Below are 24,171 nucleotides of genomic sequence, written 5' to 3' on the forward strand. Positions count from 1 at the left end.
CCAATGGCACATCAAATCAGCGCACAACCCGGCATCATGTCCGTCACGCCCTATGTGGGTGGAGAGGGCAAGACCCACGGCGCGAACCATGTGACCAAGCTGTCCTCGAACGAAAACCTGCTGGGCCCCAGCCCCCGCGCGGTTGAGGCCTATCGTGAGATTTCGGGCAATCTGGCCACATACCCTGATGGCGGGCACACCGCGCTGCGTCAGGCCATTGCCGATGTGCACGGGCTGCACGCGGATCGCATCATTTGCGGTGCTGGCTCGGACGAGATTCTAAGCCTGCTGTGTCAGGCCTATGCCGGACAGGGCACGGAGATTGTGCACACCGAGCACGGATTCGCGATGTACGCGATCTATGCCAAGGTCGCAGGCTCCACCCCCGTTGTGGTCAAGGAGGATACCCGCCACACCGACGTGGACGCCCTGCTGGCCGCCGTGACCGATCGCACGCGCCTGATGTTCGTGGCCAACCCGAACAACCCCACCGGCACCCTGATCCCCGATGCAGAAATCGAGCGTTTGGCCGACAGCCTGCCGCCACATGTTCTGTTGGTGATGGATGGCGCCTATGCGGAATTCGTGCGCGAACCGGGCTATGACGGCTATGCCTCGCTGGTGAAACAGCGTGAAAACGTGGTGATGACCCGCACCTTCTCCAAGGTTTACGGCCTTGGCGCGCTACGCGTTGGCTGGGCCTTCGGACCGGAACATGTGATCGACGTGCTGGGCCGTGTGCGTGGCCCGTTCAACGTAACTTCTGCGGCGCTGGCTGCGGCGGAGGTTGCGGTGCGCGACACCGAATGGACCGAGCACTGCGTCATCCAGAACGAGGTCTGGCGCGAATGGCTGGCCCGCCAACTGGCCCGCGCAGGCATCCCCAGCGACCCGTCCCACGGCAATTTCATTTGCGCCCGTTTCCCAGATGCAGCGACAGCGCACGCCGCGGATGAGGCATTACGCAAGCGCGGCCTGATCGTGCGCGACGTGCAGGGCTATAACCTGCCGGGATGTTTACGCATCACCATTGGCGATGAAACTGCAACCCGCGCAGTGGCCGATACCCTGACACAATTTATGGCGAGCCGATGATCTACAAACGTGTTGCCCTGATTGGTCTGGGCCTGATTGCCGGCTCGATTGCGCTGGCCGCAAAACGGCGCGGCTTGGCAGAAACGGTTGTGGGTACAGCCCGCACCGCCCAAACGCGGGAAACCGCACAGAAAATCGGGCTGGTGGATGAGGTTTTCGAAACACCTGAACAGGCGGTAAAGGATGCCGATCTGGTGATCCTATGCGTGCCGGTGGGTGCCATGGCGGCCGTCGCCGCGCAAATCGGTCCGCATCTAAAGGCGGGATGTGTTATCTCAGACGTGGGTTCGGTCAAGCAGGCGGTGATTGATGCCGTATCCCCGCACCTGCCCGATGGCGTAATCTTTATCCCCGCGCACCCGTTGGCAGGAACGGAACATTCCGGCCCCGAGGCAGGCTTTGCCACCTTGTTCGACAACCGCTTTTGCCTGCTGACCCCCACCGATGCCGCGCCTGTGAATGAGGTCGCCCGCTACCGTGATTTCTGGGAACAGATGGGCGCGAAGGTGGAGCAGATGGACGCCGAACATCACGACCGCGTTCTGGCCGTGACCAGCCATGTGCCCCACATCATCGCCTACACAATGGTTGGCGTTGCGGATGATTTGCGGCGGGTGACCAATTCCGAGGTCATCAAATATTCCGCCGCTGGTTTTCGTGATTTCACGCGGATCGCCGCATCTGACCCGACGATGTGGCGCGATGTGTTCCTGAATAACGAGGCCGCAACGCTGGAAATTCTGGGCCGCTTCACCGAGGAGCTGTTCGCCCTGCAACGCGCGATCCGCAAGGGGGACGGTGAGTTGCTGTTCGATTACTTCACCCGCACCCGAGCAATCCGGCGCGGTATTCTGGATGCCGGTCAGGATACGGATGCGCCCGATTTCGGACGCACCCGATCAGATTAATGCAGGCGCGGCGCTGGCCCTAGGCTGAGCGGACCAATCCGTGTCCGCCCATCGCGAAAGGTCAGCGGCGCGGCCAGTGACGCACGATCCCCATCCGCCGCTGCCAACAGCCCTAGGCCAAAGCTGGCCGTACGCGCTGCCGTTTCATCCAGCGCACCGTTCACCACGGCAAGGTCCAGCATGTCCTCCCAATTGCGCAGACGCACGTTCAGGTTCCCCTCGGCCAGACCGGCCGCATCGGCCTGAACCGCCCCCTGCGCCCGCATATCCAACTGCCCCCAAGCCGCGCTGACATCGGCGATATCCAGTGCATCCAGCATAGGACGATCACGTTCCAGATTGCTGAGGCTGATGGGCATCTCGAACCCGGCCACCGCATCCACATGCACGCTATCCACACGTTCGGGCAGAATATCGGCAGGATCGAACCGGTCCTTTAGGTCCGACGACATCATCAAATTCGTTAAGGTCAGGCCCATACGGTGCTGCGTCGCATCGCTAACGCCCTCTGGTTGTTCCGTTGCCATGAACAGTTCCGGCACCTCAACCACCCAACCTGCGGTGCTGGTAAAGGTCACATCCCGCCCCTCAACCCGTGATCGGTTCAGTTCAAACCGGCCATTTGCCGATACGGCCAGCGAGGCGCGCAGCAAATCGCCCTCGACCGTGATGCGTTGATAGGGCGAGGCAAGCTGATGCTGCCCCGGCCAGACGGCGATAATCTCGAACGGTTGATAGCTCAGCGTTAGCATCTCGAACCGTGGGCCCTGCCACATCCAGCCGCTATCAGGATCAGCCAGTTCCACATCGGTCAGGATCGTATCCACCCGATTGGGAAAGCCGGTGATGCGCAAATCCGCGTAATCCGCGACCCAACCATCCGCCTGCCGTTCGGCAAACCACGTCTCGACCGCATCGCGACGCAGGCTGGCATTAACCCACCAATAGCCCGACCACCCGATTACGGCGATCACGACAATGGCAATGATAGCTCTGAACGACATGATGATCCCTCTCGATCCTGCGGCCCCAAGGGCCTATAGCTTGGCGCGGCTTGGAGGAAGTTCAATGGATATGCAAGATTTATGGGTGTTCGGCTACGGATCGCTGATGTGGAATCCCGGTTTTGAACATGATGACCGGCAGGTTGCGACCCTGCACGGGTATCGCCGGTCATTCTGTATGCATTCGGTTGAGCATCGCGGCACGCCCGAGGAACCCGGTCTGGTCCTTGCGCTAGAGGAAATGCCCATGTCCACCTGCCACGGCGTTGCCCTGCGGGCGACCCCCGCCCATGCGCAGGAAACACTGGCCTATCTGCGCGCGCGTGAATTGGTCACTGATGCTTATCTGGAGCGGGTCTGCCCCGTGCAACTGGCCGATGGGCGCATGGTTCAGGCGCTAACCTATGTGATGGACTTGAACCATGTCCAATATGCGCGTGACCTGACACTGCCACAGCAGGCCGAAATCATTGCGCGGGCGGTTGGCGGGCGCGGCCCGAACACCGATTACCTCAGCGCGACAGTGGCCGCATTGCGTGAGCAGAACATCGCAGATGACGAACTGCACACGCTAGAGGAAATGGTAAGCGGGCTTAACCTCCGCTAAGCTGTCGCGCGACGATGCGGAACCACGATCCATCGGACCGCATTCCAGCCAAACCACGGTTGATGCGAGAAATCGCGGCAACGCCCGCCGGATTGGACTGGTTGGCAACCGCATGCAGGGTCACGCCACGCTCCAACGCGGGAACCGGTGCGACACGCCCGGCCAGACCCGATGTTGCGATCGCGGCTTGCGCATCCGAACGGGGCAGGCTGACCACATCAACCTGACCGCTTGCCAGTGCCTCGAAACAGGCCGCCGCATTCGCAGGCGTGGTTAGCGATCCACGACGACCGGGCAAACGATCCGCATCCAGATCAAAGGTAAACAGGTTTTCAGGACGGCAAATGCGCGAACGGCTTAGATCGGATGGATCCGTAGCGCCGGTGACAGGGCTGCCCGTTAGGGTCCAGCCAGTCATCTGAATCTCATGGAACGGCTGCGAGAAGGCGTATTTCGCGCACAGCTCGATCATCTCCACCGCCAAGGTTTCGATCACGTTGCAATCGGGGCGGATCGACGGAAAGCCGATATCATATGCCTCACTGCCCATCGCACGCAGGAAGCCGGGCAGATCGCGCGCTACCGTTACGTCAATCTGCGCATTTGGCACGACATCCAGATATGCGGTCTGCAACAACTCGGTCGCCAAGCCGCCATTTGGCAAATCACGGCCCGAATATGGTGCATTTCCGTCATAGGTGACGAAGCTAACATCCAATTCCGCAGATGATTCCGGCTCCGCGACCACTTCAGGATTAGGCGAAACAATCGGCTCCGAAACAACCTCTGGGCGAGGCTCTGGTGCGGTCGGCACAGGCTCGACAATCGTAGGGGCAACAACAACGGGGATCTGCGCCTCACTCGGTGCGCAAATAATATCCAGAACGCTGCCAACCTCGATCAGGTTTGGATCAGGTCCGATAACCGACTGATTAGCCTCATAAAGCGGACGGAAATTGTCGTGCCCATAAGCCCGGATATTGATGCCGCGCAGGGTGTCGCCCACCTGAATCGTATATGGCTCACACGCTGTTTGAGCCAATGCGGTCGTTGCGGTAAACGCAACAGAGACGCCAACCGCGCACGATAATAGCTTCTGTTTCACGGCTGTCCCCTGAGTACTTTATCTTTCATCGTGTTCTGTACGCATTTGCACACGAAAGCGCTAGTCTTGGCAAGCCTACCGGCATCACAGCCTGCTCATCAACGTAATGGGCAGTATAAGATTGGATTACCGGCATAAGCTGAGTAGGATCGCGAAAAAACAGGCGGGCGCTCGGAATGCTTCTCGAAACAGAAAAAGAACCACAGTTCTCACAGCCGATCAGACAGATCGTGTTGATGGTGCTGATCCTCATCCTCGCAGGGGCTGGCGGCTTTCTGATCTATGGCAGTGTGGCGCCGATCTTCCTCGCCAATATCTACCTAAACGGCTTTATCCTCGCGGTTTTTATCCTGGGCGTGATGGCGTGTTTCTGGCAGGCGCTGCAACTGACCAGCTCCGTCAACTGGATCGAGGGGTTCGCGCTGAACCGTCCGGGCCACGAATTTGTGCAATCACCACGGCTGCTGGCCTCACTGGCGGCATTGCTCAAGGACCAGCGCGCACGCCGCGGCGTGACCGCAAATTCTAGTCGCTCCATCCTTGATTCGGTCGCAACCCGACTGGATGAGGCACGCGACATCACGCGCTACATCATCAATCTGCTGATTTTTCTGGGCCTGCTGGGCACGTTTTACGGCCTCGCCACGACCGTCCCCGCCGTTGTTGAAACGATCCGGTCCCTCGCCCCCACCGATGGTGAGGAAGGCATCGCCGTCTTTGAACGCCTGATGAGCGGCCTTGAAAGCCAGCTTGGCGGCATGGGCACGGCCTTCGCGTCGTCGCTGCTGGGCCTTGCCGGATCGCTGGTGGTTGGCATGTTGGAACTGTTCGCGGGCCACGGTCAGAACCGGTTCTACATGGAGCTTGAGGAATGGCTGTCCTCCATCACCCGCATCGGCGTCGGTGGTGAGGGGGATAGCGGCGATGGTGAGGTCGGCGTTGCCTATGATCTGGCCGGTCTGGGCGAAATGATGCATCGGGCCGAGGAACGTCGGGTCGAGGATGGCGCACGCATGGCCGAACTGGTCGCAACCATGTCCGCCATTGCCCACAATATGGATGGCAATAGCCGTGGCGCATCCGATCCCACGCTGCTGCGCATCGCTGATGGACAGGACCGTCTGATCACTCTGATGGAGGCCCGAGACGAGGAAACCGGCGCGCTAGATGCCGAAACCCGCCTGCGCCTGAAAAATATCGACGTGCAGTTGCTGCGCGTGCTTGAGGAGCTTTCCGCCGGCCGTCAGGACAGCGTGACGGAAATCCGTGCCGAAATCGCGACAGTCGCCGCTGCGCTTAGGGGCGCCTGATGGCCCTGCGCCGCCGATCGGGCGAGGGGTTCACCGCAAATATCTGGCCCGGTTTTGTGGATGCGATGACCGCGCTGCTACTAGTGCTGATGTTCGTGCTGACCATCTTTATGGTCATGCAATTCGTATTGCAGGAAACCATTAACGGACAGGATCGCCGCCTGAACGAGTTGGGGGTCGAACTCTCCACACTGGCCGAGGCATTGGGGCTGGAACAGCAGAACTCCGATCAGCTTGAGACTGAGGTGAACACCCTGACCGGTTCGTTGAGCGAGAGCGAGCAATTGGCCGAGGCACGCCGCCTGACCATCGCCTCGCTACAGGCCGATGTTGCGGATGCCACCACACGTATCGCCAGTTTCGAGGCTCAGGTCGCCTCACTTCTGGCCCGCAACTCCGATTTGGACACGGCGCTGGCCTCGTCCCGTAATGAAAACGCGGAGCGGGCGGAACAACTGGCCGCCACCTCGGATGAGCTAACCGCCTCGAACGATGAAATCGCCCGTCTGCGCGATGTGAACGCACAGGAAATCAGCCGCGCGGAGGCCCTGCAACTGGCCCTCGCACAGGCACGATCCGAGATTGACGAGCGGACAGAAAATGCCCGCCTCGCCGCCGCCCAGCGTGAGGCGCTGGAGGCCATGATCGCCGATCTGGAAACACAATCCGCCGCGCAGCAGGCCAGCCTTGCCCAACTGTCCCAACAGCTTGAAAACAGTATGGAACAGGGTGAACGCCGTGCCACTCGCATCGCCAGCCTTGCCGCTGCCCTGGAGCAAACGCAAACCCGCCGTGACACCCTGATCGCTGAGGGCACAGATCTACGCGCCGAAATCAACGGCCTGCAAACCCGTCTGAGCGCGGAGGAGCAAGCACGGCTCGAGGAACAGGCCGCGATTGCCGCTCTACAGGAACGCCTAGACACAACCCAAACCGCGCTGAGCGATGAGGAGCGCGCACGGTTAGAGGAAGCCGCCGCCGCCGAACGCCTGCGCCAGCAACTCGCCGAAACAGGTGGCGAGCTAACGGAAAGCGAACGCGCGCTACTGGCCGAGCAAGCTGCCACCGCCGCCCTGCGCGCCCGATTGCAGGAATCCGACACCGAGCTGACCGCCATGACCCTCGCACTGGAACAGCAACGGCAGGAGGCAGAGGACACGCTGACCCTGCTGGCGGCCGCCGAATCCGCACGGTCACTGGTCGATCAGGCCCGCGCAGATGAGTTGAGCGAGCTGGAGCGCCAGCGCGGCCTGCTGGCACAGGCCAATAACCTGCTGACCGATCAGCGCACCCAAACGGCCGAGGCACGGCGGCAGGTCGCCCTGCTCAACCAACAATCCGCCGCCCTACGTCAACAGCTCGCCAGCCTGCAATCCCTGCTGGATGAGGCACAGGCCCGCGACGTTGAAAACGAGGTCCGGATCGAGGCATTGGGCAGCCAGCTCAACACCGCTCTCGCCCAAGTCGCCGCCGAACAGCGCCGCCGTGCTGAGGAGCTGGAGGATGAAGCCGTTCAACTGCGCCAATACCGCTCCGAATTCTTTGGCCGCATGCGTGAGGTTCTGGGCAGTCAGGAGGGCGTGCGCGTCGTTGGCGACCGCTTCGTCTTCTCGTCCGAGGTGCTGTTCGAACCCGGCTCCGCCTCGCTCGGCTTTGACGGGCGTGGACAGATCACCGGCGTTGCCCGCGTGATCCAAAGCATCACCGATGAAATCCCCACCGATATCGACTGGATTCTACAGGTTAACGGCCACACGGACCGCATTCCTGTCGGCGTCACCTCGGAATATGCCGATAACTGGGAACTGAGTCAGGCCCGCGCCCTGTCAGTTGTACGCTATTTGGCGGAGGTTGAGGGCATTGCGCCCGACCGATTGGCCGCAGCAGGTTACGGTGAATTCCAACCGGTGGATGAGGGGTCCAGCTTCGAGGCATTGGCCCGCAACCGCCGGATCGAGCTAAAGTTCACCGAACGCTGAAACGAAAAAGGGCGGCTCCGATGGAGCCGCCCTTTTCGATTTATTCCGCTGTCAGCAGCGGTGGTTTGTCATTCGTGATCCGCTTGTTATCATCCGCGATGTCCAGCTTCAGCTTGTCATCCTTGACCGACACCTTGACCACACCACCCTTGGCCAGCTTGCCGAATAGCAGCTCCTCGGCCAGTGGCTTCTTGATGTGTTCCTGAATCACGCGGCCCAGTGGACGCGCACCCATACGGTCATCATAACCACGATCCGCCAGCCATTCAGCCGCCGCGCGGGTCAATTCAAAGGTGACGTTCCGGTCCATCAACTGCGCTTCGAGTTGCAGAACGAACTTCTCGACCACCTTCAGGATAACCTCCTTCGGCAATGCGCCGAACGAAATCACAGCATCGAGACGATTGCGGAATTCAGGTGTGAAGGTCCGCTCAATCGCGGCTGTATCCTCACCCTCGCGCCGCTCACGACCAAAGCCGAGGGCGTTTTTCGCCTGCTCCGACGCACCGGCGTTCGAGGTCATGATCAGCACAACATTGCGAAAATCGACTTGCCGCCCGTTATGATCAGTCAGCTTACCGTGATCCATGACCTGCAACAGGATGTTGAACACGTCCGGATGCGCCTTCTCGATCTCATCCAACAGCAACACGCAATGCGGGTCCTGATCGACACCATCGGTCAGCATTCCGCCCTGATCAAACCCGACATAGCCCGGAGGCGCACCGATCAAACGGCTGATCGCGTGCTTTTCCATGTATTCGGACATGTCAAAGCGCAGCAATTTCACGCCCAGCGTCGATGCCAGCTGATTGGCCACCTCGGTTTTACCCACGCCGGTTGGACCCGCGAACAGGTAGTTTCCGATGGGCTTTTCAGGTTCACGCAGACCGGCACGAGCCAGTTTGATCGACGCGGACAGGGCTTCGATCGCGGCATCCTGACCAAAGACGACCCGCTTGAGCGAGGCCTCCAGATCCTTGAGCACGGCGCTGTCATCCTTGGACACCGATTTGGGCGGGATGCGCGCGATTTTCGCGACAACGGCCTCGATCTCCTTGGCAGTGATGGTCTTGCGACGCTTGGAATCCGGCAACAAGTGTTGTGCCGCGCCCGCCTCATCAATCACGTCGATCGCCTTATCGGGCAATTTGCGGTCGTGAATATAGCGTGCGGCCAGCTCCACAGCAGACTTGATCGCCTCCTGCGTATAGCGGATTTCGTGATGCTCCTCGAAGATCGATTTCAGCCCGCGCAGGATTTTCACCGTGTCATCTACGGTTGGCTCCTTCACGTCGATCTTCTGGAACCGGCGGCTGAGCGCCCGATCCTTTTCGAAGTGCTGGCGGAATTCCTTATAGGTGGTCGATCCCATGCAGCGCAGGCCACCGTTTTGCAACGCTGGTTTCAGCAGGTTCGACGCATCCATCGCCCCGCCCGAGGTCGCACCAGCGCCAATTACCGTGTGGATTTCGTCGATGAACAGAACGGTGTCCGGATGATCCTCCAGCTCCTTCATCACGGCCTTTAGCCGCTCCTCGAAATCACCACGATAGCGGGTGCCGGCCAGCAGAGAGCCCATATCGAGCGAGAAAATCGTTGCCTCGGACAGGATTTTGGGCGTTTCACCGTCCACAATCTTGCGCGCCAGCCCCTCAGCAATTGCTGTTTTACCAACGCCCGGATCACCCACCAGCAGCGGGTTGTTCTTGCGACGGCGGCACAGTACCTGAATGCAGCGTTCCACTTCCTCGGCGCGGCCGATCAGCGGATCAACACCACCCATGCGCGCCTTGGCGTTCAGATCGACGCAGTATTTCTCCAGCGCGGATTCTTCCTTGCCGCCCTGTGGATTGCCGGTTTGGCCGTCGGCCTCCTCATGATCGTCCTCCGCACCCAGAACAGGGCGGGTATCGGAATGGGTCGGGTCCTTTGCCACGCCGTGGCTGATATAATTCACCGCGTCATAGCGGGTCATATCCTGTTCTTGCAGGAAATAGGCTGCATGGCTTTCCCGCTCGGCAAACATGGCGACCAGCACATTCGCGCCGGTCACTTCGGTCCGGCCCGAGCTTTGCACATGGATTGCCGCACGCTGGATCACCCGCTGGAAACCGGTGGTCGGTGCGGCCTCGGAACCCTCGATATCACTGACCAGCGCATCCAGTTCCTCGTCCAGAAAATTGGTCACTGTGCCGCGCAGCTGATCCAGATCAACGGAGCACGCGGTCATAACCCGCGCCGCATCCGGTTCATCAATCAGCGCCAGCAGCAAATGCTCCAGCGTGGCCAGCTCGTGTTTTCGCGCGTTGGCTAGTGACAGCGCATTGTGAATTGCGGCTTCGAGAGTATTCGTGAATGACGGCATACCGCAGGTCCTTTCGTCTGCCGCCGCGCGTGATGGCACGACGGGCGAGCGCGACGGAGGCGCTCCCTCTACATTTCGACTTCAACGGAGGAGGATCAAGAGGGAAATGTCCCAGATCACCGGAAACTGTAAGTTTCGGGTATTTCACCTAACGCCCGAAGTAGCCGGTTTGTACGATATCATCACGCAGGATCTGGATTTCAAGGCGGGCGGAGCCATTGCCCCGCCCGCTGAATTTATTAGCCGAATGCGACCAGCAGGTCCTTCGCATCGACCTGACTGCCCGCCGGGGCATGGATTGCAGCAACAATTCCGTCACGATCGGCGTGAATCGCTGTCTCCATCTTCATCGCCTCGATGGTCAGCAGCATGTCACCGGCAGACACTTTCTGCCCGACCGTCACAGCAACCGACGCGATGACACCCGGCATTGGTGCGGCAACGTGATCTGCATTGCCCAGCTCCGCCTTGGGCCGTTTGGCCACGCTGGCAGCAGCCTTGCGGTTGGCCATGCGAATCACGCGCGGCTGGCCGTTCAGCTCGAAGAAGACCTTAACGTCGCCATCTTCGTTGGTTTCACCAATGGCCTGTAGGCGCACGATCAACGTCTTACCGGGGTCCAGTTCAGGCTGAATTTCCTGACCGGGCTCCATGCCGTAAAAGTAAACGCTGGTCGGCAGGATGCGCACGGGGCCGTATTCACGGTGACGGCCCATGTAATCCAGGAACACCTTCGGATACATCAGATAGCCGTTGAGGTCCTCATTATCGATCTCCAGCCCGTCCAGCTGTGCGGACAGATCGGCCCGGGTCGCCTCCAGATCAACGGCGGGCAAATGCGCGCCCGGACGTTCCGTCGAACCGGCATCGCCCTTCAGCACCTTGGATTGCAGCGCAACAGGCCATCCACCCGGAGGCTGCCCCAGATTGCCGCGCATCATGTCCACAACCGAATCGGGGAAGGCAACATCGACCGCCGGATCCTCAACCTGCGCACGGCTCAGACCCTGCGACACCATCATCAGCGCCATATCGCCCACAACCTTGGACGATGGCGTCACCTTGACGATATCGCCGAACATCTGGTTCGCATCAGCATAGGCCTGTGCGACCTCGTGCCAACGCTCCTCCAACCCCAGCGAACGCGCTTGCGCCTTGAGGTTGGTGAACTGACCGCCCGGCATTTCGTGCAGCCACACCTCGGACGAGCCCGATTTCATGGTTGTCTCGAATGCAGCGTATTGGTCGCGCACATCCTCCCAATACTCACTGACACGGCGCAGTGCGCTGCGGTCCAATCCGGTTGCGCGGTCGGTATTTTCCAGCGCCTCCACAATCGACCCCAATGGCGGCTGCGAGGTCAGGCCCGAAAACGCATCCATCGCTACATCAACCGCATCTACCCCGGCCTCGGCCGCGGCCAGAACCGTCGCGCCCGAAATGCCCGAAGTGTCATGCGTGTGGAAGTGGATCGGCAGACCGACCTCCTCCTTCAGCGTTTTGACCAAGGCACGCGCCGCAGCAGGCTTCAGCAAGCCCGCCATATCCTTGAGGCCCAGCACATGCGCCCCGCCATCACGCAGCGCCTTACCCATCTCAACGTAGTATTTCAGGTCGTATTTAGCCCGATCCGCGTCGAGGATATCGCCGGTATAGCAAATCGTGCCTTCGCAGATTTTGCCGCTTTCGATGACGGAATCCATCGCGACGCGCATGTTCTCAACCCAGTTCAGGCTGTCAAACACACGGAACACATCGACACCGGAATCAGCCGCCTGCGCGACAAAGCTCTGCACCACATTGTCAGGATAGTTGGTATAGCCCACGCCGTTGGACGCGCGCAGCAACATCTGTGTCAGCACGTTCGGCATGGCCGCACGCAGGTCAACCAAGCGCTTCCACGGGCATTCCTGTAGGAAGCGATAGGCCACATCGAACGTCGCCCCGCCCCAACACTCGACCGAGAACAGGTTGGACAGCTCATGCGCATAGGTCGGCGCGATGGCGATCATATCGGTGGACCGCATCCGTGTGGCCAGCAACGACTGGTGCCCGTCGCGCATCGTGGTGTCGGTGATCAGCAGTTGCGGCTGCTCCAGCATCCAGTCGGCCAGCCCCTTTGCGCCACGCGCCTCAAGGATCTGCTTGGTGCCTGCGGGTGGCGCATCCACCGGCTGACGCGGCGCGACCGGCAGCTTGGCATGGGCAGGCGGTTTTGGCCGACCCTCCACATCAGGATGCCCGTTCACGGTGATATCCGCGATGTAGTTCAGGATTTTCGTCGCCCGATCCTGCCGCTTCTTGAACTCGAACAGGTCCGGCGTGTTGTCGATAAAGGTCGTGGTGTAGGTATTGTTGAGGAAGGTCTTATGCTTCAGCAGGTTCTCGACAAAGGCGATGTTCGTCGCCACACCGCGAATACGGAATTCACGCAGGGACCGGTCCATGCGGGCAATCGCCGCCTCGGGCGTCGGTGCCCATGCGGTCACCTTGACCAGCAATGAATCGTAGAACCGCGTGATGACAGCACCGGCATAGGCGGTGCCGCCGTCCAGACGGATACCCATACCCGTGGCGGTCCGATACGCAGTGATGCGGCCATAATCGGGGATGAAGTTGTTCTGCGGGTCCTCGGTGGTGATCCGGCATTGCAGGGCATGACCGTCCAGCTTCACGTCATACTGGCTGGCGCACCCCGTTGCCTCGGTCAGGCTCTTGCCCTCCGCGATCAGAATTTGGGCGCGCACGATGTCGATACCGGTGACTTCCTCGGTCACGGTATGCTCAACCTGAACGCGGGGATTTACCTCGATGAAGTAGAATTCACCCGAATCCATATCCATCAGGAATTCGACCGTTCCCGCGCATTCATAGTTCACATGGGCGCAGATTTTGCGGCCCAACTCACAGATCCGCTCGCGCTGGGTCTCGGAAAGGTAGGGCGCGGGGGCCCGCTCCACGACCTTTTGGTTGCGGCGCTGAACCGAACAATCCCGCTCGTACAGGTGGTAGATATTGCCCTGATTATCGCCAAGAATCTGAACCTCGACGTGGCGCGCATTGCGCACCAGCTTTTCCAGATAACCCTCACCGTTGCCGAATGCGGCCTCTGCCTCACGACGGCCAGCAAGGACCATTTCCTCCAGCTCGTCCGGCCCCATGATCGGGCGCATGCCGCGGCCACCACCGCCCCAGCTTGCCTTGAGCATGAAGGGATAGCCGACTTCCTCCGCCATGAGGCGAACCTCGTCCATATCCTCGGGCAGAACCTCGGTCGCGGGCACAACGGGCACGCCCGCCTCCATCGCGACGCGGCGGGCGGATGCCTTGTCGCCCAATTGGCGCATGGTTTTCGCCTTGGGACCGATAAAGGTAATGCCGTTCGCCTCACATGCATCGACGAATTCGGGGTTTTCCGACAGCAAGCCGTAGCCGGGGTGGATCGCATCCGCGCCCGACAATTTCGCAACCCGAATGATCTCCTCAATGCTCAGATAGGCCGCTACCGGCCCCAACCCTTCGCCAATGCGGTAGGCTTCGTCCGCCTTGAAACGGTGCAGACCCAGCTTGTCTTCCTCAGCGAAGACAGCAACGGTTTTCTTTCCCATTTCATTGGCCGCACGCATGATGCGGATGGCGATTTCGCCACGGTTTGCGATGAGGATTTTCGAGAATTCGGGCATCAAGGGCCTCCCGGCTGGGGGTAGCGCTGACCATTTGTTAGCGAGCGCACAATAATGTCACAATACGCTATACCCCCGAAGACATTGACCTGTCTCCCCCCCTTGGAATTTTGCATTGGCACCCGTGCTAAATTTGCCGGTCTTTCCTGTCTGATTGCGACGCCGGTTTTGACGATACTTGGCGTTTAGAAAGTGACGTTACGTCACAACGCAATTTGCCAGCGCCGCAAAACCCGCGCATGGCAGCCGGATCAATGCGCTTTAGAACCGCAATCGGGCCTTCTGGAATACCCATTTGGCCACTCCAGCATAGCGGCCTGGCAGGTCAGGATTCGCGCCTGACAATCCATCGAATTTTAGGAAATTTCCCGGCAATGCCCGTCACAAACTGTTGCCCTAACGCCTCACAGCGTTGCGGCACGTTCCACAGCACGGCGGAAACCAGCGCGTGCACGGCACCGTTTGCCATAGGCCTGCACGGTCTCGCTTTCGATCTCAAACTTCGCGGCACGCGCCCATGACAGGCAATGCGCGATAATCAGGTCCGGCACGGTAAAATCGTCACCTGCCAGATAGGGGCCATCCCCCAAGCGCGCCTCTAACCGCTTCATAGCCAAGGAAAACTCCGCCCGCGCCGTCTCCTTTACCGCCGCCACGCGCAGCTTTTCCGGTAAGGCAAAGCTGTGCTTGGTCGCGGTCCATAGCGACCCATCAATCTCATCGCAGGCAAATTGCAGATGGGCATCCTGCTGCCCCCGCGCGATAGTGCCGGCCGGTGCGGTCAGCTTACCCTCACGATCGGCTAGAAACTGGCAAATCGCCACCGAATCAGTCAGCACCACGTCATCCACGATCAACGCAGGCACCTTGCCCGAGGGGCTGACCCGCAAGATATCAGGGCCATGCGGCTTGGAACCCTGCACATCATAATCCAGCTCCAGCTCCTCCAGCATCCACATTACGCGCATGGCACGGGTGGTCGGATGTCCGATCAGGGTCAGTTGGGTCATGGAAATATCCTCAAATCAGCCGCGTGGGCGCATCATCGCAATGCGGATTAAAGCACGTTCCAGCATCGCCTCCTGCGGTGCCTTGCTTGCCGAACGCAACGTCAGGTCGGCATCGGTCAGCGTGGTCAACGCACGTTCCAGCCTAGGCACACCCCAAGCCCGAATTTGCGCGGCCATCGCATCGCGTCGTAGCCCGAATACCGGTGGGCGCAAGCGTCCCAACGCATCCTCGGGCCGCCCACCTGCCCCCGCGCCCGCATGTAACTGCCGGAAATGGCGGGTCATGCCGATGCACAATGTCGTCGGGTTGGTGCCCTGCGCGCGCAACCGCATCATGGCCGGCCCGATCTGCGAAGCCGCGCCATTGGCAACGGCGGCGACCAGCTCATCTACCTCACCATCCGCGGCCTGCGGGGCCAGCTCCGCGATTTCCAACGTGGTCAGCGGCTCCGCATCGCCCCGTTTATACAGCGATAACTTGTCGAGGAACTGGGCGAAGTCCCCCTCAGGCATGGTCCGCCCGCGCGCGGTCAGGTCATTCAGTGCCTCACCGGATACGGATAATTCAACCTTGGCAATTGCGGCCTCAATCTCCGCCCGTCCGGGGGGATCGGAATAGACCGCCAACGCATAGGCATTGCGCGCGCCCTCGAACAATTTCCGCAACGCAGATCGCGCGGTCAATTGCCCGGCGGTAAAGATCAGAAAGGCATCACCCTCGCGCCAATCCTCCAGTACAGGGGTCAGCATTTTGGCCAGACCGTCTGTGGCATCCTCAACAACAACGGCGCGGGGACCGGGGAAAAAGCTCTGCGCCTTCATCGCATCGGATAGGCGCGCAGGATCTGATCGCAGGTCGGCGCCGCTCAACCGCTCCAGCCGCATATCCTCAACCCCCTGCGGTCCAACAACCGTCAGGGCGAGGGCACGGCGGCGTTGCGCAATCCGCTCCGCCTCCGGCCCGAAAATCAGGATGCCCGTGCGCGTCAAATCAGGTCGCGCCAGAAAGGCAGGGGCATCCCGCGGCCCTAATTTCATTGGGACAGAAGTTCCGCCGCGATCAAAACGCGATCCGCAATCTGTTCCGCCAGATATTCGGCCAAGCGCCGCTCCGCGTCCTGCTCCGCCTCACGCGCAGCGATGGTGGAGGCATTCAATGCCGAAACCACAGGCGACGGCGCGTTATAGCTGGCATCACCGGACAGCTCATCGCGCAGAACAGGCTCATCAACACCTGCCTCGCGCAGGGTGATGGCCGCCGTGCCGGACAGATTATAGCGCGTAATGTCATTGGTTTGCGTGATCGACAGCGCCTCTGATTCCGTGACCAGCGTGACTGACAGCGTCAGCGGCGCATCCGGTTCCGGTGCACCGAATCGCTGCAACAACCGCTCACGCAGGAAATAACCGTCGCGCGTGCCCAGACTGGTGACACGCACCTGCCCGCGCAATTGCGACGCCGCCCCGTCCGAGCCGTATAGCGGTTCGAACCCGCACCCTGCGAGGGGGGCGAGCGCAAGCGTTGCCAGCAGATGTCGCCTAGATAACGACATTCACGATCCTTCCCGGCACAACGATGACCTTTTTAGCGGTGCCACCGTCCAGCGCCTTGATCACGGCGGGATCAGCCATTGCCAACGCCTCGATGCTGGCCTTGTCCGCGTCCTTGGCGACCGTGATTTCCGAGCGCTTCTTGCCGTTGATCTGGATCGGCATCAGCACGGTGTCATCCACCAGATAGGCCTGATCCGCGACGGGCCATGGTGCCTCTAGCACCATGCCCTCACCGCCCAGCGTTTCCCACATTTCCTCGGCTAGATGCGGCGTCATCGGCTGCATCAAACGGGCCAGAGTCGTCAGCGCATCGCGTTTCGCGCGCACAACATCCGCGCCGCCCTTTGCCTTGGCAATCGCGTTGGTCAGCTCGTACAGCTTGGCCACGCCCTTGTTAAACGCGAACCCGTCGATGGATGCCGTCAGATCCGCAATCGTGCGGTGCAGGACGCGGCGCAGTGCAATCGCATCCGGCCCATCAGCGGTTTCGACAGCAGGAACGTCGTCCTCCAGCTCCACCACCAAGCGCCAAACCCGCTGCAAATGTTTCCATGCAGCATCGGCACCGGCGGCCGTCCATTCCACATCCCGCTCGGGCGGGCTGTCGGACATGACGAACCAGCGGGCGGTATCCGCGCCATACTGATCGATAATATCCAGCGGATTGACCGTGTTTTTCTTGGACTTGGACATCTTGATGACCGGCCCAACATCAACCTCGGTGCCATCCTCCAACCGTGCTGAGTCGCCCTCACGAATCACATCGCCCGGCTCATGCCAGACATTACGGCCATCTGCGCCCTTGGTCGCATAGGTCTCATGCGTGACCATGCCCTGCGTGAACAGCGCGTCGAACGGCTCACTGGCCGAAGCAGGCAAATGCCCCGTTTTCTGCATCGCACGGGCAAAGAAGCGCGAATATAGCAGGTGCAGAATCGCGTGTTCGACCCCGCCAATATACTGGTCCACATTCATCCAGTATTTCGCCGCATCCATATCCGTCGGCGTTGCCGCATCGGGCGCGGTAAAGCGGGCGTAATACCAAGACGAATCGACGAAAGTGTCCATCGTGTCGGTTTCACGCTTGGCCGGTTTGCCACAGCACGGGCACGGCACATCGCGCCATGTCGGGTGCCAGTCCAGCGGATTACCCGGACGATCAAACGTGACATCCTTGGGCAGCTCAACCGGCAGGTTCTCTTTCTTCTCGGGCACCACACCGCAATCGTCGCAATGAACGACAGGAATCGGTGTGCCCCAATAACGCTGGCGGCTCAGGCCCCAATCGCGCAGGCGGAACTTGGTCACGCCCTTGCCGATGCCCTGCGCCTCACACAGTTCAATCGCCTGATCGACAGCGTCCTGACCGGTCATCGTGCCGGCCTCGCCCAGCGGGCGTATATAATAGACGGCGTCAGTTTTGGGCGGCACGAACGCCTCATTGGCTACGGGGTCTGCCCCCTCAGCCGCGACAAACACGTCGCGCACTGGCAAATCGTATTTACGCGCAAAGTCCAAATCGCGCTGATCGTGGGCAGGACAGCCGAAAATCGCGCCGGTGCCGTATTCCATCAGAACGAAGTTCGCAATCCAGACCGGCAGTTCAACATCCGCATCGAATGGATGCGCAACAGTCAGACCGGTATCAATACCGCGCTTCTCCGCCTTTTCCAACGCTTCCTCGGAGGTGCCGGTACGACGGCACTCCTCGTTGAACGCCTTAATATCGTCCCGCTTTTCCTCCAGCGCCTTGGCCAGCGGATGATCGGGCGAAATCGCGGCAAAGCCTGCGCCCATCAGCGTATCGGGGCGTGTCGTGTACACGTCCAGCGTCTCGAATCCGTCCAGACCGGACGAGAACTCAAACTCGAACTGCAAACCACGGCTGCGTCCGATCCAGTTCGCCTGCATCAGGCGTACCTTTTCCGGCCACTTGTCCAAGCCGTCGATCGCGTCCAGCAGATCATCCGCCATGTCCGATATCTTAAAGAACCATTGCGTCAGTTCCTTACGCTCCACCGGTGCGCCGGATCGCCAGCCCTTGCCATCCTCGACCTGTTCATTGGCCAGAACGGTCATATCCACCGGATCCCAGTTCACCACAGCGTTTTTACGCGTGATCAGTCCGGCCGCCAGCATGTCGATGAACAGGGCCTGCTGCTGCCCGTAATATTCAGGATCGCAGCTCGCAAATTCGCGGCTCCAATCCAGACTGAACCCCAAACGACCGAATTGCGCCCGCATGGCGGCGATATTCTCGTAGGTCCAGTCCCCCGGATGCACGCCCCGCTCCATCGCGGCATTTTCCGCGGGCAGGCCGAATGCGTCCCAGCCCATCGGATGCAGCACCGCATGGCCCGTCGCCCGCTTATACCGCGCAACCACGTCGCCCATGGTATAATTGCGGACATGGCCCATGTGCAGCTTACCCGATGGATAGGGAAACATCTCAAGCACATAATATTTCGGGCGATTCGGATCAGCGACCGCCTCGAATACACGGGCGTCGTCCCAGGCCTGCTGCCATTTCGGCTCGGCCACGCGGGCATTATAACGTGACATCATATTCTTTCGTCTGAAATGCGAGAGGCACAACTATGCCCCCCGCTATATAGGATCAGCCGTTCAAGGCATCTTCGCGGCGCAACTGGCGTGCGCGCAGCAGGATCGCATCCTCGATCGCACGAACCGTGGTGTCGGACACCGTGCCATCGGTCCACACACCATTGCTGAGCACCTGCCGGTACAGCGCCAACCGCAGCGAGCTAACGGCCAGTTGATCGGAATCGATCACAGCGGTTGCGCGGAAACGCTCATCCGCCACGCCCTCAGGTGTGCCCCAATCGGTGGTGATGATTCCCCCGAACGGGTCGGTCGACACCAAAGGCAGGAAGTCCAGCGTGTCCAAGGACGCACGCCACAGGTATTCGTTCACATTCAGGGTTGGCCCCTGATTGCCAAACAGATCACCGGATAACAGCCGGTTGATGCTAATCCCCTCATCCGCCTCTGCGCGCAGCCGGTCTTCCTCAGGCTGAAGTGAGGTTTCGCCACAAGACGAAAGGACAGCCGCTACTATAGCAACACTAACAAACAGTTTCGCTGACATCGGTCCGCGCAGCCTCCGTATATATAGGTCCTGTTCCTCATATCGGGGGGACTGCGATGCGACAAGGCTTTTGGGCGGCATTGGCCGAGACGGCTACTGTGACATCGAAGCATCAGAAACCCCGATTAGCGATTTTACCCTGCGAAAGGTTTTGACGAGTCGGGGGTATTTGGCGAGGTTCTCGTCATCCGGCTCACAGGGGTGTGAGTGTCGGTCAATTTTAAACCATGAGGGACTTCCCATGAAAAACGTGCTTTTCGCCTCCACGGCACTTGTAGCATTCGGCTTCGCGGGCGCTTCGTTCGCTGACGGTCACGCTTCCACCTCCATCACCCTGTCCGGCTCCGCAGAGCTCGGCTTCACATCGCGCGATGCTGACACTTCCGCTACTGATGACGGCCACATCCAGGTACACAACGACTTCGACCTGACATGGGCACTCGTCGGCACCACCGATGGCGGCCTCGAGTTCGGCGCATCCGGCGACTGGGACGAAGCTCCTACTGAAGAGAAAGCACACGCTTACATCTCCGGTTCCTTCGGCACCATCACCATCGGTGACACAGACGGCGCGTTCGACAAAGCAATGATCGAAATCGCTTCCGGTGGTCTGGTTGACGAGACTGACTTCTACGTAAACGGCAACTCCGGCTTCGACGGCACACAGGATGCTGAAGATCAGGTTGCTCGTTACGACATCGCATTCGGCGGCACCACGCTGTCCGTTTCCTACGAAGACGGCGATGATTCGGTTGGCTCCGAGAACGTATACGGCATCGGTGCTGCATTCACGTTCGGCACAGTCAGCATGGGTATCGGCTACCAGGAAGCTGGCGATGACGATATCGCTGGTATCTCCGCATCGGTTGCTCTGGGTTCCGTTGACCTGACAGCTAACTACTCTGCTGGTGAAACTGGCGGCAACGACATGGACGCATACGGCGTGTCCGCTGAAATCGCTCTGGGTGCAGGCACTCTGGCAGTCAACTACGACTACGACGAAGTTGACGGTGTTTCCGAGAACACTGGCTACGGCATCTGGTACTCCATGCCTCTCGGTGGTGGTGCAACCTTCACTGCTGCTGCTGGTACAGACGAAGATATCGCTGGCAACGAAGACACACAGTTCGGTGCAGGCATCGGCATGTCCTTCTGATCCTTCCGATCAGAGACTGTTTAGGGAGGAGCGGGCCATTGGCCCGCTCTTTTCTTTTGTGCAATCCTTCCCCATAACGCTGCACAGCAGGGCCAGATCCCCGCATAACAGGGAAGCAATCATGTCACTCAGCGAAACCCGGAACCGTATAGACGCCGCCTGCCGCAAAGCATCACGCGACCCGTCCTCCGTCTCTCTGATTGCCGTGTCCAAGGTACAGCCAAACGACCGCGTTCAGGCTGTTCTGGAACAGGGCCACACCCTCTACGGTGAAAACAAGGTGCAGGAGGCACAGGGCAAATGGCCCGATTTCCGCACCACTTTTCCCGACACACAGGTCCACCTGATCGGCCCGCTACAATCCAATAAAGTCCGCCCCGCGATGGAGCTGTTCGACGCCATCCACACCGTGGACCGCCTGAAACTGGCGCAACGAATCGCGGATCAGGCCCAATCGCTGGGCCGCTGTCCTGAATTGTTCGTGCAGGTCAACACAGGTGAGGAACCGCAAAAGGCGGGAATCACTCCGGCAGAAACCGACAGCTTCCTAGCGGAGCTACGCCAAATGGACCTGAAAATCGCGGGCCTGATGTGCATCCCACCGGTCGAGGAAACCCCCAGCCTGCATTTCGCCCTGCTGGGAAAGCTCGCCGCGCGTAACGGCCTGACCGGTCTTAGCATGGGAATGAGCAGCGATTTCGAGGAAGCAATCGCCTTTGGCGCCACCCACATCCGCGTCGGCTCCGCCATCTTTGGCAAGCGCGATTACGGCTGAACGATCAACCGGCTGCGCACGGTCCAGCGCTGCAATATCCAGCGCAAATCCGCTTCGGCAAAGGCAACGCACCCTTCGGTGCCGCGCCTTGGCCCGCGCCAGATATGCACAAAAATCGCAGAGCCCTCCCCCGGCACAACGGGGTCCGTGTTCTGATCCGTAAACAAAACGATATCATATAGGCGGTCACGTCGGCGCAGCCGCTCATGCCCGAACTCAGTCTCGGCATCCTTGCGAAAGCTGTTATAGGCAGGGTCACGCACATCATCCGACCAGATATCAGGATACGCCGCCCGCGCCATGGGCAACATGGTATCCGGCCGCGCCACCCTATCGGCGCGCCACAATCCACCGGTCAGATGAAAGCAACCGGTCGGGGTGGCGCCATCGCCCTCAACCTTGTCCAGCACCCTGCCACTGCGCCCGATCGCGCACACAAATCGCCGCCCTGCAAACCACGCGAACTGCCCGCGCACGACCAAATCGTGGCGTGTCGGCGTCACAGAAAATGACCGCTCTTGGCCGCCTTGGTCGCCAGATAGGCGGCATTCTGCTCAGTCTCCCCCACGCGCAGCGGCACACGCTCGGCCACCTGCACGCCTTCACCTTCCATCATCCGCACTTTGCCCGGATTATTGGTCATCAAACGAACAGCCGAAAAACCCAGAGATTTCAGAATCTGCGCCCCGATGCGGAAGTCCCGCTCATCATCCTCAAAGCCGAGGCGATGGTTCGCCTCAACCGTATCAAATCCCTGATCCTGCAACGCATAGGCCCGCATCTTGTTCGCCAAGCCGATGCCGCGCCCCTCTTGGTTCAGGTACAGCAAAACGCCATGCCCCTCTTGCCCCATCTGCGCCAAGGCAGCACGCAATTGCGGGCCGCAATCACATTTCAACGACCCGATCACATCACCGGTAAAGCAGGCAGAATGCAGCCGCGACAAAACAGGCTGCGTCCGATCCGGCTGCCCGATCTCAATCGCGTAATGCTCCTCCGCCCCGTCGCGCGGGCGGAAAACATGGACACGACCGGCGGCCGAAACCTCCAGCGGAACCCGCGCGGCGGATGCCTCATCCAGCACAACCACCTCGGGATCAGGGTCCAGCAACGGCGCTGTGGTAAACCCGTTTGCCGCAGCAAAGGCATCATCGCCCGCCCCCTCAATCACCAGCGCGGCAGGCAACAAAAACGCCTGCTTGCACAACGCAATCGCGGCACGGTGCACATCGGCAGAGCCCTCACGGTCACTGTGATACGGCCCCTTCATCGGGTTCGCCAAATCGGTGGACGGGTCCGCACTGGCCCGCAACCACGCCAATGTCGCCCCCTCAGGCAGCACAATTCGCGCCACATCCCCGTCATAGGCACGCGCCCGCAACGTGGCCGCACGGCGCTCGGTCAACACCAGGCGCGCCCGATCTCGCCCTAGCGCCATCAATGCGTCAAAGCGTGACTGGCTCAGGCTCTCAACCGCGACCACAACACTGCCGGCGATGCACACAGGCACACCGATCCGCAAATCGTTTCTCGCCCGCGCAATGCGCTCGGCTGTGGTAGGGCGCAGGGTCATGGAACCGCCTCATGTTACGTTCTGCTGTTGGATATAGTGCGATCCCCGCCAGATGTGAAACAAATGCCCATCCGCGGACACGCCTATGTGAGGTAACGCTGTAAAACTTGTTGGAACCGCTCCGCTCACGCATGTCTTACACAAGGTAAGCGCAGATAAAGGACGTGACATGAGCAATCTTAAGAAAATCCTGATGGTGGATGACGATCTGGACCTGCGCGAAGTGCTGGCCGACCAGTTGGTTCTGACCGAAGAGTTCGACGTGTTCGAGGCAGGCACCGGCGGCGAAGGCTTGGAAAAATCCAAGCAGGGCCTCTACGATCTGGTGATCCTCGACGTTGGTCTGCCCGATATGGATGGCCGCGAGGTTTGCCGCCTGATGCGCAAGCAGGGCGTGAAATGCCCGATTGTTATGCTGACCGGCCACATCACGGATGCAGATACGATCCTTGGCCTCGATTCGGGTGCCAATGACTATATCACCAAACCGTTCAAATTCCCCGTGCTTCTGGCCCGTATCCGCGCCCAATTGCGTCAGCATGAGCAGAGCGAGGACGCCGTTTTCTCCGTCGGGCCATATACGTTCAAACCTTCGGCAAAGATGTTAATCACCGAGGATGACAGGAAAATTCGCCTGACGGAGAAGGAAACCAACATCCTGAAATTCCTGTACCGCGCGAATGATGGCGTGGTTGCCCGTGACGTGTTGCTGCATGAGGTCTGGGGATATAACGCAGCCGTAACAACGCATACGTTAGAGACTCACATCTACCGACTTCGCCAAAAGGTTGAGTTGGACCCCAGCAACGCAACCCTTCTCGTTACTGAATCTGGTGGATACCGGCTGGTCTCGTAACACGAACTGCATTTTTCGATGCAAAATGCACAACTTGCAGGCGCACTCAGTTGAAAGATGCGCGCCATAGGCCGTAATA

At 60.1% G+C, this 24,171-nt stretch carries 19 protein-coding genes; 8 read left to right on the top strand and 11 right to left on the bottom strand.

Annotated features, from left to right (window positions below; genetic code table 11):
- Positions 1–3: 3 nt before the first annotated feature.
- Together hisC and CR254_RS03885 are read left to right on the top strand one after the other, a co-directional pair.
- Complete coding sequence (gene hisC, locus CR254_RS03880; RefSeq protein ID WP_097928474.1) at positions 4–1,095, top strand: histidinol-phosphate transaminase; 1,092 nt, start codon at positions 4–6, stop codon at positions 1,093–1,095.
- Positions 1,092–2,003: a prephenate/arogenate dehydrogenase family protein gene (locus CR254_RS03885; RefSeq protein ID WP_097928475.1), complete on the top strand. Its 912-nt coding sequence runs from the start codon at positions 1,092–1,094 to the stop codon at positions 2,001–2,003. Before hisC ends, CR254_RS03885 begins: the two co-directional genes overlap by 4 nt.
- Here CR254_RS03885 and CR254_RS03890 read toward each other — a convergent pair.
- A complete protein-coding gene (locus CR254_RS03890; RefSeq protein WP_097928476.1) occupies positions 2,000–3,007 on the bottom strand; it encodes a DUF2125 domain-containing protein in 1,008 nt (335 codons plus the stop codon). The two genes, CR254_RS03885 and CR254_RS03890, sit on opposite strands and share 4 nt — an antisense overlap.
- A gap of 64 nt (positions 3,008–3,071) precedes the next feature.
- Between CR254_RS03890 and CR254_RS03895 the strand changes: the two genes are divergently transcribed.
- Positions 3,072–3,614: a gamma-glutamylcyclotransferase gene (locus CR254_RS03895; protein WP_097928477.1), complete on the top strand. Its 543-nt coding sequence runs from the start codon at positions 3,072–3,074 to the stop codon at positions 3,612–3,614.
- On the opposite strand, the gene CR254_RS03900 is transcribed toward CR254_RS03895, so the two are convergent.
- Entirely contained in the window at positions 3,601–4,719 is a 1,119-nt protein-coding gene (locus CR254_RS03900) for a transporter substrate-binding domain-containing protein (RefSeq protein ID WP_097928478.1), read from the bottom strand. The two genes, CR254_RS03895 and CR254_RS03900, sit on opposite strands and share 14 nt — an antisense overlap.
- A gap of 176 nt (positions 4,720–4,895) precedes the next feature.
- Here CR254_RS03900 and CR254_RS03905 point away from each other — a divergent pair, with 176 nt between their 5' ends.
- A complete protein-coding gene (locus CR254_RS03905; protein ID WP_097928479.1) occupies positions 4,896–6,029 on the top strand; it encodes a biopolymer transporter ExbB in 1,134 nt (377 codons plus the stop codon).
- On the top strand, positions 6,029–8,008 hold the full coding sequence (locus CR254_RS03910) for a peptidoglycan -binding protein (RefSeq protein ID WP_097928480.1): 1,980 nt from the start codon (positions 6,029–6,031) through the stop codon (positions 8,006–8,008). Before CR254_RS03905 ends, CR254_RS03910 begins: the two co-directional genes overlap by 1 nt.
- A 40-nt stretch (positions 8,009–8,048) precedes the next feature.
- On the opposite strand, the gene clpA is transcribed toward CR254_RS03910, so the two are convergent.
- The 7 genes from clpA to CR254_RS03945 form a co-directional block, all read right to left on the bottom strand.
- Positions 8,049–10,376 (bottom strand): ATP-dependent Clp protease ATP-binding subunit ClpA, encoded by a 2,328-nt coding sequence (gene clpA / locus CR254_RS03915; protein ID WP_097928481.1) that lies wholly within the window; start codon positions 10,374–10,376, stop codon positions 8,049–8,051.
- Positions 10,377–10,615: 239 nt separating this feature from the next.
- Positions 10,616–14,059 carry a pyruvate carboxylase gene (locus tag CR254_RS03920; protein WP_097928482.1) on the bottom strand — a complete coding sequence of 1,148 codons (3,444 nt, stop codon included), beginning with the start codon at positions 14,057–14,059 and terminating at the stop codon, positions 10,616–10,618.
- A 404-nt stretch (positions 14,060–14,463) separates the two neighbouring features.
- On the bottom strand, positions 14,464–15,069 hold the full coding sequence (locus tag CR254_RS03925; RefSeq protein ID WP_097928483.1) for a glutathione S-transferase family protein: 606 nt from the start codon (positions 15,067–15,069) through the stop codon (positions 14,464–14,466).
- A gap of 15 nt (positions 15,070–15,084) precedes the next feature.
- Positions 15,085–16,107, bottom strand: a complete 1,023-nt coding sequence (gene holA / locus CR254_RS03930) for a DNA polymerase III subunit delta (protein WP_097928484.1) — start codon at positions 16,105–16,107, stop codon at positions 15,085–15,087.
- Positions 16,104–16,622, bottom strand: a complete 519-nt coding sequence (gene lptE, locus CR254_RS03935) for an LPS assembly lipoprotein LptE (protein WP_097928485.1) — start codon at positions 16,620–16,622, stop codon at positions 16,104–16,106. Before lptE ends, holA begins: the two co-directional genes overlap by 4 nt.
- Positions 16,609–19,185 carry a leucine--tRNA ligase gene (leuS, locus tag CR254_RS03940; protein ID WP_097928891.1) on the bottom strand — a complete coding sequence of 859 codons (2,577 nt, stop codon included), beginning with the start codon at positions 19,183–19,185 and terminating at the stop codon, positions 16,609–16,611. The genes lptE and leuS overlap by 14 nt, the downstream gene beginning before the upstream one ends.
- Before the next feature lie 55 nt (positions 19,186–19,240).
- On the bottom strand, positions 19,241–19,732 hold the full coding sequence (locus CR254_RS03945; RefSeq protein ID WP_180955873.1) for a DUF3576 domain-containing protein: 492 nt from the start codon (positions 19,730–19,732) through the stop codon (positions 19,241–19,243).
- Between the two features lie 241 nt (positions 19,733–19,973).
- On the opposite strand from CR254_RS03945, the gene CR254_RS03950 reads away from it, so the two are divergent.
- Positions 19,974–20,888 (top strand): porin, encoded by a 915-nt coding sequence (locus CR254_RS03950; RefSeq protein WP_097928487.1) that lies wholly within the window; start codon positions 19,974–19,976, stop codon positions 20,886–20,888.
- Between the two features lie 121 nt (positions 20,889–21,009).
- Positions 21,010–21,663 carry a YggS family pyridoxal phosphate-dependent enzyme gene (locus tag CR254_RS03955; RefSeq protein WP_097928488.1) on the top strand — a complete coding sequence of 218 codons (654 nt, stop codon included), beginning with the start codon at positions 21,010–21,012 and terminating at the stop codon, positions 21,661–21,663.
- Here the strand turns inward: CR254_RS03955 and CR254_RS03960 are convergent.
- Entirely contained in the window at positions 21,654–22,166 is a 513-nt protein-coding gene (locus tag CR254_RS03960; RefSeq protein WP_097928489.1) for a L,D-transpeptidase family protein, read from the bottom strand. The genes CR254_RS03955 and CR254_RS03960 overlap by 10 nt on opposite strands.
- A complete protein-coding gene (gene ribA, locus CR254_RS03965) occupies positions 22,163–23,236 on the bottom strand; it encodes a GTP cyclohydrolase II (protein ID WP_097928490.1) in 1,074 nt (357 codons plus the stop codon). The genes CR254_RS03960 and ribA overlap by 4 nt, the downstream gene beginning before the upstream one ends.
- Positions 23,237–23,405: 169 nt before the next feature.
- On the opposite strand from ribA, the gene CR254_RS03970 reads away from it, so the two are divergent.
- On the top strand, positions 23,406–24,092 hold the full coding sequence (locus tag CR254_RS03970; RefSeq protein ID WP_097928491.1) for a response regulator transcription factor: 687 nt from the start codon (positions 23,406–23,408) through the stop codon (positions 24,090–24,092).
- Positions 24,093–24,171: the final 79 nt, after the last annotated feature.

The sequence above is a fragment of the Pontivivens marinum genome (genome assembly GCF_900231835.1).
Classification (GTDB): domain Bacteria; phylum Pseudomonadota; class Alphaproteobacteria; order Rhodobacterales; family Rhodobacteraceae; genus Pontivivens; species Pontivivens marinum.

Bases quoted from the DNA above. Each gene is read 5' to 3' on its own strand.
- hisC (WP_097928474.1), top strand. From the start codon at position 4: ATGGCACATCAAATCAGCGCACAACCCGGCATCATGTCCGTCACGCCC.
- CR254_RS03885 (WP_097928475.1), top strand. From the start codon at position 1,092: ATGATCTACAAACGTGTTGCCCTGATTGGTCTGGGCCTGATTGCCGGC.
- CR254_RS03890 (WP_097928476.1), bottom strand. From the start codon at position 3,007: ATGTCGTTCAGAGCTATCATTGCCATTGTCGTGATCGCCGTAATCGGG.
- CR254_RS03895 (WP_097928477.1), top strand. From the start codon at position 3,072: ATGGATATGCAAGATTTATGGGTGTTCGGCTACGGATCGCTGATGTGG.
- CR254_RS03905 (WP_097928479.1), top strand. From the start codon at position 4,896: ATGCTTCTCGAAACAGAAAAAGAACCACAGTTCTCACAGCCGATCAGA.
- CR254_RS03910 (WP_097928480.1), top strand. From the start codon at position 6,029: ATGGCCCTGCGCCGCCGATCGGGCGAGGGGTTCACCGCAAATATCTGG.
- clpA (WP_097928481.1), bottom strand. From the start codon at position 10,376: ATGCCGTCATTCACGAATACTCTCGAAGCCGCAATTCACAATGCGCTG.
- CR254_RS03920 (WP_097928482.1), bottom strand. From the start codon at position 14,059: ATGCCCGAATTCTCGAAAATCCTCATCGCAAACCGTGGCGAAATCGCC.
- CR254_RS03925 (WP_097928483.1), bottom strand. From the start codon at position 15,069: ATGACCCAACTGACCCTGATCGGACATCCGACCACCCGTGCCATGCGC.
- holA (WP_097928484.1), bottom strand. From the start codon at position 16,107: ATGAAATTAGGGCCGCGGGATGCCCCTGCCTTTCTGGCGCGACCTGAT.
- lptE (WP_097928485.1), bottom strand. From the start codon at position 16,622: ATGTCGTTATCTAGGCGACATCTGCTGGCAACGCTTGCGCTCGCCCCC.
- leuS (WP_097928891.1), bottom strand. From the start codon at position 19,185: ATGTCACGTTATAATGCCCGCGTGGCCGAGCCGAAATGGCAGCAGGCC.
- CR254_RS03945 (WP_180955873.1), bottom strand. From the start codon at position 19,732: ATGTCAGCGAAACTGTTTGTTAGTGTTGCTATAGTAGCGGCTGTCCTT.
- CR254_RS03950 (WP_097928487.1), top strand. From the start codon at position 19,974: ATGAAAAACGTGCTTTTCGCCTCCACGGCACTTGTAGCATTCGGCTTC.
- CR254_RS03955 (WP_097928488.1), top strand. From the start codon at position 21,010: ATGTCACTCAGCGAAACCCGGAACCGTATAGACGCCGCCTGCCGCAAA.
- ribA (WP_097928490.1), bottom strand. From the start codon at position 23,236: ATGACCCTGCGCCCTACCACAGCCGAGCGCATTGCGCGGGCGAGAAAC.
- CR254_RS03970 (WP_097928491.1), top strand. From the start codon at position 23,406: ATGAGCAATCTTAAGAAAATCCTGATGGTGGATGACGATCTGGACCTG.